Annotated in this window: 14 protein-coding genes; 7 read left to right on the top strand and 7 right to left on the bottom strand. The window is 64.4% G+C overall.

The window, feature by feature from the left end; translation table 11 throughout:
* Positions 1-120: 120 nt before the first annotated feature.
* Entirely contained in the window at positions 121-972 is an 852-nt protein-coding gene (locus AC1RDJ_RS26790) for an SDR family oxidoreductase (protein ID WP_493029262.1), read from the bottom strand.
* Between the two features lie 149 nt (positions 973-1,121).
* On the opposite strand from AC1RDJ_RS26790, the gene AC1RDJ_RS26785 reads away from it, so the two are divergent.
* From AC1RDJ_RS26785 to phaP, 4 genes are all read left to right on the top strand, one after another.
* Entirely contained in the window at positions 1,122-1,550 is a 429-nt protein-coding gene (locus AC1RDJ_RS26785) for a winged helix-turn-helix transcriptional regulator (RefSeq protein ID WP_493029261.1), read from the top strand.
* 113 nt (positions 1,551-1,663) lie between these two features.
* Complete coding sequence (locus AC1RDJ_RS26780) at positions 1,664-3,907, top strand: ATP-binding protein (RefSeq protein WP_071324399.1); 2,244 nt, start codon at positions 1,664-1,666, stop codon at positions 3,905-3,907.
* Positions 3,908-3,956: 49 nt separating this feature from the next.
* A complete protein-coding gene (locus AC1RDJ_RS26775) occupies positions 3,957-4,151 on the top strand; it encodes a hypothetical protein (protein ID WP_071324400.1) in 195 nt (64 codons plus the stop codon).
* Between the two features lie 116 nt (positions 4,152-4,267).
* Complete coding sequence (gene phaP / locus AC1RDJ_RS26770; RefSeq protein ID WP_493029260.1) at positions 4,268-4,879, top strand: TIGR01841 family phasin; 612 nt, start codon at positions 4,268-4,270, stop codon at positions 4,877-4,879.
* Positions 4,880-4,977: 98 nt separating this feature from the next.
* Here phaP and AC1RDJ_RS26765 read toward each other — a convergent pair whose 3' ends face one another.
* Entirely contained in the window at positions 4,978-5,625 is a 648-nt protein-coding gene (locus tag AC1RDJ_RS26765; protein WP_289889017.1) for a helix-turn-helix transcriptional regulator, read from the bottom strand.
* Positions 5,622-6,839, bottom strand: a complete 1,218-nt coding sequence (locus AC1RDJ_RS26760; protein ID WP_493029259.1) for an MFS transporter — start codon at positions 6,837-6,839, stop codon at positions 5,622-5,624. Before AC1RDJ_RS26760 ends, AC1RDJ_RS26765 begins: the two co-directional genes overlap by 4 nt.
* Before the next feature lie 188 nt (positions 6,840-7,027).
* Between AC1RDJ_RS26760 and AC1RDJ_RS26755 the strand changes: the two genes are divergently transcribed.
* The 3 genes from AC1RDJ_RS26755 (at position 7,028) to AC1RDJ_RS26745 (ending at position 11,735) form a co-directional block, all read left to right on the top strand.
* On the top strand, positions 7,028-7,738 hold the full coding sequence (locus AC1RDJ_RS26755; RefSeq protein ID WP_493029257.1) for an SMI1/KNR4 family protein: 711 nt from the start codon (positions 7,028-7,030) through the stop codon (positions 7,736-7,738).
* Positions 7,739-7,827: 89 nt separating this feature from the next.
* Complete coding sequence (locus tag AC1RDJ_RS26750) at positions 7,828-9,480, top strand: VRR-NUC domain-containing protein (RefSeq protein WP_493029256.1); 1,653 nt, start codon at positions 7,828-7,830, stop codon at positions 9,478-9,480.
* Complete coding sequence (locus AC1RDJ_RS26745; RefSeq protein WP_493029255.1) at positions 9,477-11,735, top strand: ATP-dependent DNA helicase; 2,259 nt, start codon at positions 9,477-9,479, stop codon at positions 11,733-11,735. Before AC1RDJ_RS26750 ends, AC1RDJ_RS26745 begins: the two co-directional genes overlap by 4 nt.
* 141 nt (positions 11,736-11,876) lie before the next feature.
* Here AC1RDJ_RS26745 and AC1RDJ_RS26740 read toward each other — a convergent pair whose 3' ends face one another.
* The 4 genes from AC1RDJ_RS26740 to AC1RDJ_RS26725 are packed head-to-tail and all read right to left on the bottom strand — an operon-like array spanning position 11,877 to position 14,873.
* The gene (locus tag AC1RDJ_RS26740) at positions 11,877-12,617 is read right to left on the bottom strand and encodes a LytR/AlgR family response regulator transcription factor (protein ID WP_493029264.1); all 741 of its coding nucleotides are present in this window, start codon (positions 12,615-12,617) and stop codon (positions 11,877-11,879) included.
* Positions 12,618-12,628: 11 nt separating this feature from the next.
* Positions 12,629-13,705 carry a sensor histidine kinase gene (locus tag AC1RDJ_RS26735; protein WP_493029253.1) on the bottom strand — a complete coding sequence of 359 codons (1,077 nt, stop codon included), beginning with the start codon at positions 13,703-13,705 and terminating at the stop codon, positions 12,629-12,631.
* Positions 13,706-13,711: 6 nt separating this feature from the next.
* The gene (locus tag AC1RDJ_RS26730) at positions 13,712-14,500 is read right to left on the bottom strand and encodes a LiaI-LiaF-like domain-containing protein (protein WP_493029251.1); all 789 of its coding nucleotides are present in this window, start codon (positions 14,498-14,500) and stop codon (positions 13,712-13,714) included.
* Positions 14,490-14,873 (bottom strand): LiaF transmembrane domain-containing protein, encoded by a 384-nt coding sequence (locus tag AC1RDJ_RS26725; protein ID WP_493029250.1) that lies wholly within the window; start codon positions 14,871-14,873, stop codon positions 14,490-14,492. Before AC1RDJ_RS26725 ends, AC1RDJ_RS26730 begins: the two co-directional genes overlap by 11 nt.
* Between the last annotated feature and the right edge of the window lie 278 nt (positions 14,874-15,151).

The raw sequence follows: 15,151 nt of genomic DNA, 5'->3' as shown, positions 1-15,151 counted from the left end.
TTCGAGTCCCTTCGTGGGCACCATTACCTAATTCGCAAAAAAGCCGCAAACTTTCACGAGTTTGCGGCTTTTTTCATTCCAGAATGCCGCGCAGTCTTCCCGACCTGCGGCACCCTTCCCTTATTTGACCAGCGCCGCCTTGACGGCCTCGGCCAGGGTCGTCGTCGGACGGCCGATCAGCGTACTCAGCTGCTTGCCGTTCTCTTCCAGCCCGCCTTGCGCGGCGCCCGCATCGGAATCGGCCAGCAAATCGGCAAAGCCTTCCGGCACGCCCACGCCGACCAGGGCCGCCTTGAAGTCCGCCTGCGGCATATCCTTGTAGACGATGCTCTTGCCCGACTGGCGCGCCACTTCGGCCGCATAGTCCGTCAAGGTAAAGCCGTGGTCGCCTGCCAGTTCATATATGGCTTGCGGCTGCTGCGCCGTCAGGACGGCAGCGGCGGCGGCGGCGTAGTCGGCGCGCGCGGCTGACGAGAAGCGGCCCTGTTGCGCTGCGCCCAGCACGACGCCGTGCTCGAGCACGGGCGCCAGGTGTTCCGTATGGTTTTCCAGGTACCAGCCGTTGCGCAGGAAACTGTAGGGCAAGCCGGAGGCGCGGATGGCCGTCTCCGTCACCACGTGCTCGGCGGCCAGGCCCAGCGGCGACGTATCGGCGCGCAGGACGCTGGTGTAGGCGAGCAGCGCCACGCCGGCGCGCCTGGCGGCGTCGATGACGTTCTGGTGCTGCTGCGCGCGCTGACCCACTTCGCTCGACGAGATCAGCAGGATTTTGGTTGCCCCCTGGAATGCCACATCGAGGCTGGCACCATCGTTGTAATCGGCGTGGCGCACTTGCACGCCCTGGGCGGCCAGGCTGGCGGCCTTGGCCGGGTTGCGCACGGCGGCAATGATATTGCCAGCAGGGATGGATTTGAGCAGGCTGGCGATGACGTGCTGGCCCAGCTTGCCTGTGGCGCCGGTAATGACGATCATGATTTTCTCCTTGGAAGGTGATGGCTAAAATCCTATAATAGGACTATTGCTTACTTATTGTAAGTACGTACCTTTTGGTAAGTATGAGATTTTCTTTTCCATGCATCACCCGGCGCGCTTGATGACGCCACTTTTACGGACACCCTATCATGGACATAGACACTCCCGGCGCCAGCATGCGCGCCGCCCTCGCCCGGCAAAACCAGGGGGCGCACCTGCTGGCGGCCGCCTGTCCGTCGCGTGCCGTGCTCAGCCACCTGACCAGCCGCTGGGCCGTGCTCGTGCTGGTGCTGCTGCTGAGCGGTACGCGGCGTTTTAGCGAGCTGCGCCGTGAAGTGGGCGGCGTCAGCGAGAAAATGCTGGCGCAAACCCTGGAAGCGCTGGCCGGCGACGGTTTCGTGCTGCGCCAGGCCTACCTGGTGATTCCGCCGAAAGTGGAGTACAGCCTGACGCCGCTGGGACGCGAGGCGGCCGAACGCCTGGCCGTGCTGGTCGACTGGATAGAGGATAATTACCCGCGTATCGAACAGGCGCGCGCCGGACTGGCAGCGACGCCGGAGGCGAAAAACGCCGCTTGAAGCGGGCGTGACGGTCGCGCAAACGCGTTGCTTTGCATAATTATTAATTATCGTTTACTCCTCCTTGCCTTGATGTAATATTAGTCCCATGAACCGCGTAAGGGCGCGACACCATGAATCAGTTGATTTCCTCCATCGCCGACCGCGCCAAGGTGCTGCTGGTCAGCAGTTCGCCGAACGATGTGCGCGAACTGCTGTATGTGCTGGACCGGCACAACCTGGGCACCGGGCTTGCCGGCGATATCGATGAGGGCGTGGAACTGGCGTCCGGGGGCACGGACCTGATCCTGCTCGACGCGGCGCTGGCGGGCACGAATATCGGCGCCACCTGCATGCGGCTGCGCAATGCGGGCGGGCGCCACAGCGTGCCCCTGCTGCTGATGTCGGCCACCCCCAGCGCCGAGGAACAGGGCCGCAGCGTGGGCGCCGGCGCCAGCGACTACATCCGCATGCCCTTCAATGCGCGCGACGTGGCGGAAAAAATCCTCATGGAACTGGCGCTGCACAAGGCCGAGGCGCCCGCCGCGCGGCCCCTGGCCGACACCGCCACGCCGCCGCGGCCCCTGCATCCGCAGACGCTGGAAGTCAATTACCATTCGATCCTGGCCGGCTCGCCCGATGCCGTGCTGCTGTTCGACATCGACAACAAGCTGCTGATCGACGCCAATCACCTGGCCGAAGAGCTATTCGGCTTGCCGCTGGCGGAATTGCTGCAAGGCGGCATGGAGCAACTGTTCCCGCAGACGCAGGACGATGGCCTGTCATCGCCGCAATTGCTCGATGAAAAGATCCGCGAGACCCTGCAGGGCAAGATCGTCGTCTTCCGCGCCACTTGCTGCCATCGCGACGGCCACCCCATCGCCTGCGAACTGCGCCTGATGCGCCTGTCCGTGCCGGGCCGCCAGCTCGTGCATGCGCGCATCATCGACTTGACCGAACGCAACCTGGCCGAAGCGATGCGCTCGGGCCAGAGCGCCTTGCTGGAAATGGTCGCCAAGGGCGCGCCGCTGATTCCCACGCTGAACCAGCTGCTGCTGCTGATCGAAGGCCAGTCGCGCGGCGTCTACTGCTCCATCATGCTGCTCGACGACGACGGGCGCCACATGCACAGCGCGGCCGGCCCCAGCCTGCCGCCCGACTACATGGCCCTGCTCGAAGGCGTGGAAATCGGCCCCGGCGTGGGCTCCTGCGGCACCGCCATGTTCCGGCGCGAGCCGGTGGTGGTCAGCGACATCATGCACGACCCGCTGTGGGCGCCCTACCGCGAGCTGGCCGCGCCATTCGGCTTGCGCGCCTGCTGGTCGCGCCCCATCTTCGGCCAGGATGGCAGCGTGCTCGGCTCGTTCGCCATGTATTACCGCGAAGTGCGCAGCCCCGATGCCCACGACCAGGGCTTGATCGACGCGGCCACCGACCTGGCCGGCATCGCCATCGGCCGCATGCGCCATGAACGCGAGTTGCAGCGCCACCGCGCCCACCTGGAGGAACTGGTGGCGGAACGCACGGCGGCATTGACGCAGGCCAAGGAACAGTCCGAACAGGTGAACCGCGAATTGGCGGCCGCGCTGGACAACCTGTCCATCACGCAAGAGGAACTGGTGCGGCGCGACAAGCTGGCGGCGCTGGGCGCCCTAGTGGCCGGCATCGCGCATGAACTCAATACGCCGATCGGCAACGGCCTCGTGGTGGCCACCACGATGGCCGAGCGCACGCGCGAAATCCAGGCCAGCTTCCACGACGGCTTGCGCCGCTCGGAACTCGACGCCTACCTGACCCAGGCCGGCGAGGCGGACGCCATCATGCTGCGCAACCTGCAGCGGGCCGCCGACCTCGTCTCGAGCTTCAAGCAGATCGCCGTCGACCGCGCCAGTTCGCAGCGCCGCCACTTCCTGTTGCGCCAGTTCATCGCCGAACTGATGCTGCCGATGTCGACGCCGCTGAAGGCCGCCGGCCTGAGCCTGAAGCAGGACGTGCCCGACGGCCTGGCCATGGACAGCTATCCCGGCCCGCTGGGCCAGGTACTGAGCAACCTGCTGGAAAATTGCCTGCGCCACGCATTCGAGGGCCGCAGCGGCGGCAGCATCACGCTCACGGCGCGCGGCAGCGATGATGGCCAGGGCATCACCGTGTCCATCGCCGACACGGGCGTGGGCATCACGGCCGACGACCTCACGCACATCTACGACCCCTTCTTCACGACCAAGCTCGGCTCGGGCGGTTCGGGCCTGGGCCTGCACGTGGCGCACAACATCGTCACGGGCGTGCTGGGCGGCCATATCGACGCCAGCAGCAGCCCCGCCGGCACCACCTTCACCCTGCAGCTGCCCGCCGTGGCGCCGCAGTCGCCCGCCCCCTGACGCCCAGGCACGCTACAATGCGGGCACGCTTTTCTTTTGGAGCACTGCCATGAAATACCTGATCGCGGCCAGCCTGCTGCTGGCCTGCACCTGCGCGTCGGCCGGACCTGCCCCCTGGTACCAGTGGCGCAGCAAGGTCGACGGCACCCTGTCCTGCGCCCAGTCGACGCTGGGATTTGGCTGGGAGCTGGCCTCGGGACCGTACAAAGATAGCCGTTGCGAAAAACCGGCGCTTGTTAAATAATGGGGTCATAACAACACGGGGAACCGGCTTGATTGCTTAAAGAATTAGCGATGGCAATGCGGCGTCGAAAGAGTATGGAACGATAAGAACGTATCTATTCAAACCGAGGAGACCACATGTTTACGAATCCCGAACAATTCGCATCGGCCACCAAGGCCCTGTTTGAATTCCAGCTGATGACCTTCAATACCCTCACCACCAAGGCCGTGCAAGGCGTGGAACAGGTGCTGGCGCTGAACATGGCCACCGCCAAGTCCGGCATCGCGGATGGCATCGCCGCTGGCAAGGAAATCAGCCAGGCCAAGGATCCGAAGGCCGCCATGGCTGCCGCCGCCGCCCAGCTGCAACCGGGCGTGGCCGGCGCGAAAGCGTATAAACAGCAACTCGACGACATCATCAAGGAAATCCACACGGAATTCACCACGGCCGCCGAAGCCCACGTGGCCGAAGCGAAAAGCAATTTGAGCGCGCTGATCTACGACGTGACGAAAAACGTGCCGCCAGGCTCGGAAAACGCCGTCGCCATCGTCAAGGCCGCCATCGACAACGCCTTCCTCGGCTACGAGCAAGTCACCAAGGCGACGAAACAGGCCGTGAAAACGGTGGAAGAGCAGATCGCCAAGGCCAGCGCGCAGGTAGCGCAGGCCACGGAAAAAGCCACGGCCGGCGCGAGCGCCGCGGCTGAAAAAGCGGCGCCTGCCGCCAAGCCCAAGGCGACTAAAAAGTAAGCGATGTAGGCAGGATTAGCGCGGCAACGCCGCGCGTAATCCGACGCATTGCTGGCGCCAATGGTGATGTCGGGTTACGCGCGCAGCGCTAAGCCGACCTACAACCCGGCGGACGACACATCCACCGGCATGATCCTGTACACGCAGCGCCTGCCCCCCTCCAGCAGGTATTCGCTGCGTTCCACCGTGCAGTCGTCCCCCAGTACCCGTTGAAAGATGGCCAGTTCCGAGCGGCAGAAATTCTGGCATGCCGTGGCGGCCGCGCAGATGGGACAATGGTTTTCCACCAGTAACACGCTGCCATCGTCCTGCGCCTCGGCATGGGCCATGTAGCCCTCGCCATCGCGCGCCTGGGCCAGGGACTCCACCCTTTGCGCCAGATCAAGCCGCACGTCGACCAGCTTGCCATACGCGGCTTCGCTGCTGCGTTCGCGCGCGCTGATCAGCTTATCCAGTCCCTCGTCGCCAAACAGGGCTTGCACTTGCGCGATCAATTCCACGGTCAGGTCGGCATGGCGGTCGGGAAAGCGCGCATGGCCCGCCGGCGTCAATTGCCAGCGCCGCGACGGCCGCCCTACCTTGTCGGCCACATCCTCGAACGCCACCAGCCCCTTGTCGCGCGCCGCCTCCAGCTGGCGCCGCGCACCCATGGACGTGATATCGAGCAAGGCGGCCAGCTGCTGCGCCGTCTGCGGCCCGCGCATCTTCAGCAGGAACAGGCTCTGCTCCGACGTGCTGGCGTTCATGCCACCGCCTTCGCCTCGCCGACACCGGCCAGCTGGCGACGCCAGGCCGCCATGCGCCAGGCGGCCCAGGCCGCCGAGCAGGCGCCGGCGACGAGGATCAATCGCGTATCGATCAGGGTCAGCACGGAGCCGCTGAGGGCGACGACGATGTTGGCGATGCAAAAGGTGGTGGCCAGCAAGCCCATCACGGCGCCCTGCCCGTGCGCGCTGAAACGCTCGGCGCACCAGCCCTGTATCACCGTGTTGTACAGCGCATTCGGGATGCCGAACAGCACGATGGCGGCGATGCCGACCCAGATATTCCCCAACGCCAGGACTCCCACGGCCAGCGCCACGCCGCAGGCATACCAGCAGGCGCGCAGCAGCGGCGCATGGCGGCTGGGGCCGCCTGCCAGCAAGGAGGTGATGGTCATCGTGCCGCACAGGCCGACATTCACCCAGGCAATCGCCTGCGCATTGTAGTTGGCCGTCTCGACCAGCCACAAGGGATAGAACTCATAGAAACTGGCCACGCCGCACGTCAACGCCAGCTGCACGATGAACAGGGTGCGCAGCTCGTCGTGGCGCAGCAGGTTCAGCGAATGCTGGTTGCGCGCCACTTGCCACCAGGACGTCGTCAGCAACGATGGCGTTTCGCGCGGCAAGCCGACGGCCACCAGCACGGCGACCAGCATCAGGGCGGCGGCGGCGATCCAGAACGGCACCGTTACGCCCCACACGAGGGTCGCGCCGGCCAGGATCGGCCCCACCAGCCAGCCCAGGTAAAACGCGCCGTTCAGCCACGACATGGCGCGCAGGCGCAGCGGCCCCTGCAGCTGGTCGGCCAGCATGGCGCGCGCCACGGCACCATTCCCTTCCAGCAAGCCGGTGATGAAACGGGCGACGATGAACAGCGGATAGGACTGGATCACCAGCGCCCAGGCCGTGATGGCGTGGCCGATGGCGGCGCCCACGGCCGTGCGCATCAGCAGGGGACGGCGGCCATAGCGGTCCGACAGCGGCCCCAGCAAGGCCGAGCCGATCAGCAAGCCCAGCGGATTGATGGTCAGCGCCAGGCCGAACAGCAGTTTCGATGGCAGGCCGAGGAAATTATTGAAGGCATTCGGCGCCTCGGCCGCGAACAGCGGCGGCAAAATCGGATACGGCAGGGATGCGCCGATGGTCGACAGCAGCGCCAGCAGACAGGCGGCGGAGATCAATATGATGTTTTTCATGCAGCCTCTATCCGTTTCTTGATTATGTGTATATGGCAAGGCTACGTGGACAGCGCACATAAGTAAACAAAAAAGTTTATTAATTGAGTGGCACCACTGCGTCTCCCCTGGAATCCTGCAACGCCTTGCTGCCGTGCATGGCATCGCGTCGGCTATCATTCCTGCTTACCACGTTGAACAGGGCACATATGACACTGTCGCAGATTGAAGATAGCCACGGCTTTTCCTACCCGCCACTCTATAAGCGGCTCGCCCAGGACGGTATGCTGGAGGTGGGCGAATACGGGCCGGACTGGTACCGCCTGGTATTTCCGACACTCAAGGAGCATCCTACCCTGCTGCTGCATGCGGACGACTTCGAATTGCTCAATGTAAAGGGCGTCGCTGAAGCGATGGAAGAGCTGGCAGACGCCGGCGACTACCGGCAGATTGACCCGGCCTTCCAGTTCATCCCGTTCGCGCAAACGGGCGCCGGCGACCATTACTGCTTCTTTGCCTCCCGCCAGCAGGACGGCGAGATGCCCATCGTGCTGCTGTGGCACGACCAGAATGAAGCCCAGTACCTGGCGAAGAACCTCCACGATTTCATGTTTCACATGCTGCTCCATGCCATGGCCGACCAGGATACCTACAACGAGGTGAGCGACGAGGAATTCAGGGATCAGCTGGAAAAAACCCTGACCACGCACGCGCGCTACCTGACGCCGCAGCAAGGCGAGGTATTGCAGGCGCTGCTGGCCAGGGACCTCATCGATTACGAGGTGCCGTTGCCGAAGGGACGCAAGGAGGTGCATCGGGGCTTGCTGACCGACATAGAACTCGCCAGACTGCGCGAGCAATTCATTCCTTACGACAAGTTCGACAGCTATTTTGCCTACAGCACGGCTGGCTTAACATAAAATCGCTGGGCAAGCGGCGGATGAAGGTTTAAACTGTATATAAACACAGTAAAACCCGTCACATTGCCGCTAGCCCTACTATTATTCCCATGTTGAGAGTCCTGGAAAATCCCCTGTACTATCTGGATAATTTCCAGGATGTGCTGAACTGGATCGGCGCGCGCTATGCCGATCTGCTGAGCGCGGAAGAAACGCAATTCATCGCCCAGTTCGGCACGCTGCCGCTGGCGTCGCGCGCCCTGTTCGTGCGCCTCGTCATGCGCAAGGGCTGTCTGTTCCGCGCAAGCAAGCTCAACTACGACGAGATCGGCGGCACGCGCGCCGCCGCCCTGCCCCTGCTGGCCTTGCACTGGGTGGCGGCCGATCCCGCCATCTCGCTCGATGAACTGTTCGAACTGCTGCTGAAAGGGGAAATCGGCCAGGCTTTCGGCCTCGCCGCGCCCCTGAAGGCGGCGCGCAAGGCCGAACAGCTCGAAGCCTTGCGCGAGGCCCATGCGGAGGAGCAGCCATTCTCCGCCTGGTATCCGGCCTCGGACGACGTGCTGTACCGCATCGACAAGCAGGCCCTGTGCGACCGCCTGCGCCTGATTTACTTTGGCAACTATCACCAGGACTGGTCGGAATTCGTGCTGTCCGACCTGGGCGTGTACCAATACGAAAAAGTGGAATTCTCGCCGCAGTCGCGCGGTTTCCGCACGCGCCAGGATATCGAACACTATGAAGTGCTGCACCAGTGCCGCGAACGCTACAACGACAGCGCGCCGGCCGACGAGGTGCTGCAGGAACTGGCGGCACTGCCCTTGTCGCAGGACAATACCTGGCTGGCCAGCCGCCGCGACAAGCTGCGCTTCCAGATCGCCCAGCACCTGGAAAAATGCCAGGACTGGCCCACCGCCTACCGCGCGTACGCCGATTGCCGCTATCCGGGCGCGCGCGCCCGCGCCATCCGCGTGCTGGAAAAGGATGAACAGCCGCAGGCGGCCTACGACAGGCTGCTCATCGCCCTGGCGGCGCCGGAAAGCGAGGCGGAACAGCAATTACTGCTGCGCATGGTCCCCCGCTTGCGGCGCAAGCTGGGCCACGCCAGGCAGGCGGCCAGCGCGCCCGCCAGCGTCGAGCGCATCGACTTGCAACTGCCGTTTCCCCGCGAAGCATGCTATGTGGAAGGCGTGGTGCAAGCCCATCTGAGCCAAAGCGACGCGCCCGTGTACTACGTGGAAAATACCCTGATCAACTCGCTGTTCGGCCTGCTGTGCTGGCCCGCCATCTTCAAGGCCATCCCCGGCGCCTTCTTCCACCCGTTCCACCGGGGGCCGGCCGACTTGCACAGCGCCGACTTTTCCCTGCGCCGCAGCGCCGACTTCGCCGCCTGCCTGGCGCAGCTTGACGACGGCAGCTACCGGACGGCCATCCGCGCCACGCATGCCGCCAAGCACGGCATCGTCTCGCCCTTCGTCAGCTGGGAGGTGCTCGACGATGGCTTGCTGGAACTGGCGCTGGCCTGCATGCCGGCCGCGCACCTGAGGAAGGCGTTCGAACGCATCTTGCTCGATATCAAAAGCAACCGCAGCGGCTTGCCCGACCTGATCCAGTTCTGGCCGGCCGAACAGCGCTACCGCATGATCGAAGTCAAGGGTCCGGGCGACCGCCTGCAAGACAACCAGCAGCGCTGGATCGCATATTGCGCGCAGCACGCCATGCCCGTCAGCGTGTGCTACCTGCAATGGGAGGCGGCCGCGTGACGTACACGATCGCCGTGCGCGCCCTGTGCGAATTCACCGCCAAGGCGGGCGACCTGGACTTGCGCTTCACTCCCTCGCCCACGGCCCAGGAAGGCATGGCTGGCCACGCCACCGTGACGGGCCGGCGCGACGACGGCTACCAGCGCGAAATCAGCCTGTGCGGCGACTTCGGCCCCCTGCACGTGCGGGGCCGCGCCGATGGCTACGACCCCGCGCGGCGCCAGCTGGAAGAGATCAAGACTTACCGGGGCGAGCTCGACGCCATGCCCGCCAACCACCGCCAGCTGCACTGGGCGCAGGCGCGCATCTATGGCCACTTGCTGTGCCAGCAGCTGAAGCTGCCCATGCTGCGCGTGGCGCTCGTGTATTTCGACATCGCCAGCCAGAAGGAGACCGTGATGCACGAGGAATGCACGGCCGAGGCGCTGCGCACCTACTTCGAGCAGCATTGCGCGCTGTTTCTCGACTGGGCCGAGCAGGAAATGGCGCACCGGGCCAGCCGCGACGCGCAACTCGCGGCCATGGCCTTCCCCCACGCCGACTTTCGCCCGGGCCAGCGCCAGCTGGCCGAAGCCATGTACAAGGCCAGCAGCCGTGGCTGCGGCTTGCTGGCGCAGGCGCCGACGGGCATCGGCAAGACGGTGGGCAGCCTGTTTCCCATGCTCAAAGCGACGGCCGCGCATGGCCTGGATAAACTGTTCTTCCTCGCCGCCAAGGTGCCCGGGCGGCAAATGGCGCTCGACGCCTGCGCCATCCTGAAGGACAGCGCGCCGCTGCTGCCGCTGCGCGTGCTGGAACTGAGCGCCAAGAGCAGCGCCTGCGAGCATCCGGACAAGGCGTGCCACGGCGAAGCGTGTCCGCTGGCCAAGGGCTTTTACGACCGCTTGCCGCTGGCGCGCGAGGTGGCGCTGGCCAGCGGTTTGATACTGGACAAGGAAGCCGTGCGCGCCATCGCCTTGCAGCAAGGTATCTGCCCGTATTACCTGGGCATGGAATTGGCGCGCTGGAGCGATGTCGTCATCGGCGACTACAATTATTATTTCGACCTCAGCGCCATGCTGTACGGCATGACCCTGGCCCACGAATGGAAGGTCAACGTGCTGGTCGACGAGGCGCACAATATGGTGTCGCGCGCGCGCAGCATGTATTCGGCGGAACTGGCACAGATCGACCTGAAGATGCTGCGCAAGTTCGCGCCCGAGGCGCTGAAAAAACCGCTGGACCGCGTGTCCCGCCAGTGGACGGCCCTGCTCAAGCAGCAGGAGGGCGATTACCACGTGCATGCGGCCTTGCCGGACAAATTCTTTGGCGCCCTGCAAGGCGTGGCGACGGCCATCGGCGACTACATGGCCGAGCACGCAGCGTCCCTGGACGAAGACTTGCAGCGCTTTTACTTCGATGTGCTGCTGATCAACCGGCTGGCCGAGAGTTTCGGCACGCATTCGCTGTTCGACGTCAGCAAGACAGAGACGGGCTCCACCGTCTGCATCCGCAACATCGTGCCGGCGCCCTTCCTCAAGGAACGCTTCGCCGCCAGCCACAGCACGGCCCTGTTTTCCGCCACCCTGAGCCCGTGGAATTACTACAGCGACACCCTGGGCATGCCGGAGGACACGGCCTGGGTCGACGTGGAGTCGCCGTTCCATGCGGAACAATTGTCCGTGCGCGTGGCCGACAGCATTTCCACGCGCTACCAGCACCGCGCCGCCTCGCTGCTGCCCATCGCGCAACTGATGGCGCGCCAGTACGCGGAAACGCCAGGCAACTACCTGGCCTTTTTCAGCAGTTTCGACTACATGGAAAAGACGGCCACCCTGTTCGCCCAGCATTACCCGGACGTGCCCATCTGGCAGCAGCCGCGCCGCATGGATGACGCGGCGCGCGCGCAATTCCTCGGCCGTTTCGGCCTGGACACGCGCGGCATAGGCTTTGCCGTGCTCGGTGGCGCCTTCGGCGAAGGCATCGACTTGCCCGGCGCGCGCCTGATCGGCGCCTTCATCGCCACCCTGGGCTTGCCGCAGATCAATCCCGTCAACGAGCAGATCCGCCAGCGCATGGGCGACATCTTCGGCGCCGGCTACGACTACACGTATCTGTACCCGGGCATGCAAAAGGTGGTGCAGGCGGCTGGCAGGGTCATCCGCACGCAGTCGGACAAGGGCGTCGTCTACCTGATCGACGACCGTTTCTCGCGCCCGGAAATCCGCCAGCTGCTGCCGACGTGGTGGGATGTGCAGCCAAGCAGGCCGCTATAAATATTGCGATTTCTGACGTCCATTCGCGGCGCTCTGCGGTGTGGCCCGCTGCTGGCAGTGCCCGCACTGCGTCGCAACGGGCGCCTTGCAGCACATCCGCTTCTGTTCTTCATAACGTCACAATAATTTCCCACGACCTGCTTAGCCAACCAGTACCTTGAGCTTCTGGTAGCCCGCCTTGCTGACGGGAATGCGCGTGTCGTCGCGCAGGATGGCCACGTGGCTGTCTTTCGTCGCCACCTCGATGCGGCAGATGCCGTCGATATTGAGCAGGTACGACCGGTGCACGCGCACGAACTTGGCCGGGTCCAGCTGCGCCTCGAGTTCGGCCAGGGTCTGGCTTTTCAGGTAGGACTTGCCTTCCGCGCGAATGCGGATGTAGTCGTCCTGCGCCTCGATGTAGTCGATGCGGGCGCTGGCGATCACGTGGACCTTGGCGCCGTCGCGTATCAGCACGCGGGCCAGCGGCGCGGCGCGCGTGGCCGCCTCGCGCGCCGCCGCGTGCACGGCGGCTTGCAGCTGGGCCGGCGCGCTGCGCTGCGCGCGCGCATGCGCCAGCGCCTGCTCGAAGCGCTGCTCGCTGTACGGCTTCAATAAATAATCGAGCGCATGGCATTCGAAGGCCTTCAAGGCGTACTGGTCGTAGGCCGTGACAAAGATCAGCCGCGTCTTCGCGCCGATCAGCTCGGCCACTTCGAAGCCGTCCAGGCGCGGCATCTGGATGTCGAGGAACACCAGTTCCGGCGCCAGTTCGGCGATGGCCTTGACGGCGTCGAAGCCGTTCGCGCATTCGGCCACGATCTCGATATCGTCATGGCGCGCCAAGTATTCGCGCAGCACGCCGCGCGCCAGCGCTTCATCGTCAACGATGGCGACCCGCATTCTTGCCTGCATCATTGCTCCTCCGTGTCGCCGGTCTGCGCCGGCATGGAAATCGTCACTTCGAAAGCGTCGCCGCGCCGCGCCCAGTGCACGCCGGCTTCGTGGCCATACGCGCCGGCCAGGCGCTGGCGCACATTTTCCAGGCCCACGCCATTGCCGCCGGCTGACCCTTGATCCACGTCAACAGGGTTGCGTACCTCGATCTGCAGCAGGCTGCCGGCACGGCGCACGGCCAGCGTGATGCGGCCGCCGTCCGTCAAGCCGCAGATGCCGTGCTTGACGGCGTTTTCCACCAGCGGCTGGATCAGCATGGGCGGCAGCAGGCACGCCAGCGCGGCATCGTCCACGGCAAGCGCCACTTGCAGGCGTTCGCCGAAGCGCACTTGCTCGATGTCGAGAAAATGGCGGATCAGCACCAGTTCCTGTTCCACGGTAATTTTCTTGTGCGCTTCCATGCTCAGGCTCTGGCGAAAGAAGCTGGCCAGCTGCAAGGTCATCTGGCGCGCACCCGCCGCATTGATCGAAGTCAAGGCGCTGATGGAATTCAAGCTGTTGAACAGGAAATGCGGATCGATCTGCGTGCGCAGCATGCGCAATTGCGCCTCCTGCGCCACCAGCTGCGCTTCCAGGCCCCGCTGTTCGGCCGTCTTGGCGCGCACGAATTCCAGCAGCAGGTAATGCACGGCGGCGGCCAGGCAGTACAGCAGCACGCCCAGGCCGAAGAACAGGGCCAGCAGCGATTGCGCCAGGTGCACGCCCAGCCAGCTCACCTCGAGCAGCAGGCTGACGCTGTTGAGAAATTGCAGCAGGGTCGCCCACAGCAGGCCGGCGAACAGGGCCGCCACGGCCAGCACACCGGCAATCGCGGCCGGTTGGCGCTTGTTCAGCGGATAGGCGCGGCACAGGTAAAACGCGGAAAAGCCCGTGCCGATCGCATACACGAGCGTGGCGGGCGCCACCAGCAGGACGGCGTTGAGCCAGGGCGCATGGGCCACCCTGGCCAGGATGGAGGCCAGGGCCAGGCCCAGGGCGATGCAGACCAGGAACACCACCACGGCGCCGCGCCGCTTCGACAAGGGCCCCGACATGCGCGCCTAGTTGCGGATTTCCAGGCCGCCCATGATGGCGTAGCCCGTCACGTACAGGCGCTTGTCCTGGTTCGGCGGCACGATGGTTTTCTCTTCAAAACCGCCGAGGATGGGCGTGCCCTGCAGCACGACGCTCCAGTCGGGCGGGATCTTGATGGTGATGCCGCCGCACATGGCAAACACATTGAGCACGGCCTCGCCTTCGATCGACGCCTGGCGCAGGTCGATTTCGCAGCCGGCCATGATGACGTTGATATCGCCGCCCTTGAAGCGCTGCGACGACACGCGCCGCACATAGCCGCCCAGGATGGCCGTCACTTCGATGATGCTGTCTTCATCCACCTGGCCGCTGGCGTCGGGCGCGGCCGGTTCCTTGTCGAGCGAGACGGCGCCCTTGCGCGGCTGGCCGAAGTGATCGGCATCGTCGGCGGGCAGATGGCGGCGGCGCTGGCGCTGCTGTGCGCCGGGCAAGGACTTCGACACGACGGCCATGCCGACGGCGATGATCACCAGCGGCCACAGCATGCTCCAGTTGATGTAGAACAGGCCCATGGCTTTCAGGGTCCAGCTCACGCCCAGCAAGACCATCACGCCGCCGACGATGTAGCCGGAGCGGCTATGGCTTTGCGAAATCTTCAGCAAGCCGAAAATGACGAGGATGGTGGGCCAGAAACGGAAGGTGTAGCGCACGTTGATGAAGCCGAGGTTATCGAGCAGGAACAGCAACCCCAGCCCGATGACGATCACGCCCAGCACGATCTGCGACGGCGAGTGCAGCTGCGGTTTATTTTTCATGCTCGGACTCCCGGTAGGCAATAAAATGTTGGTTCAACAGCGGTTCGAGCACCAGCCCCACGCCCCAGGCGATCAGCAGGGCCGGCCAGCTATTGTAGAAGTTCAAGTTCCACAGTTCCTCGTACGACACATACCACCAGGCGGCGAAGAAGATCAGCCACAGGCCGCTCAGTATCTGCCTGGCCGAGACGGGCGCCAGCAGCTTGTTGATGCCGAAGATGACCAGTATCAGCGGCCAATAATGCCATAGAGAATAATAATCGTGGAGGATGATCATATCGAGCCGGTCCAGCAGGATGACGGCGCCTATGGCAATGAGCAACACCCCCCACAGGAGCTGGGTGCGGCGGCAATACGCTTGTTCGGATTTCACGATACCCCCTTGATGTTGGTTGATCGTAAAGATACGCGCGATCGATACGCAACGATAGCCCCCGTCGGCGAATGGCGGAAATGGCACGGTGAATGGCGGCGGGAACGGCGAATGGCGAAAAAAAGGGCCGGCAAACGCCGGCCCATAAGGGGTTAATGCAGCAGTACACGACTTGGGGAGCCCTTGCGCGATCCCGTGGCGGGACGCGCATGCGGAGGCAAAATCTGGTGCCGATCCTTGAGGCGACCGGCTGACCTGCTGGAAGATCGAACATGCCG

The organism is Janthinobacterium sp. GW822-FHT07H10, from assembly GCF_058798675.1.
Note: the sequence above shows the minus strand (reverse complement) of the source record. Positions and strands in the feature narration are given on the sequence as shown.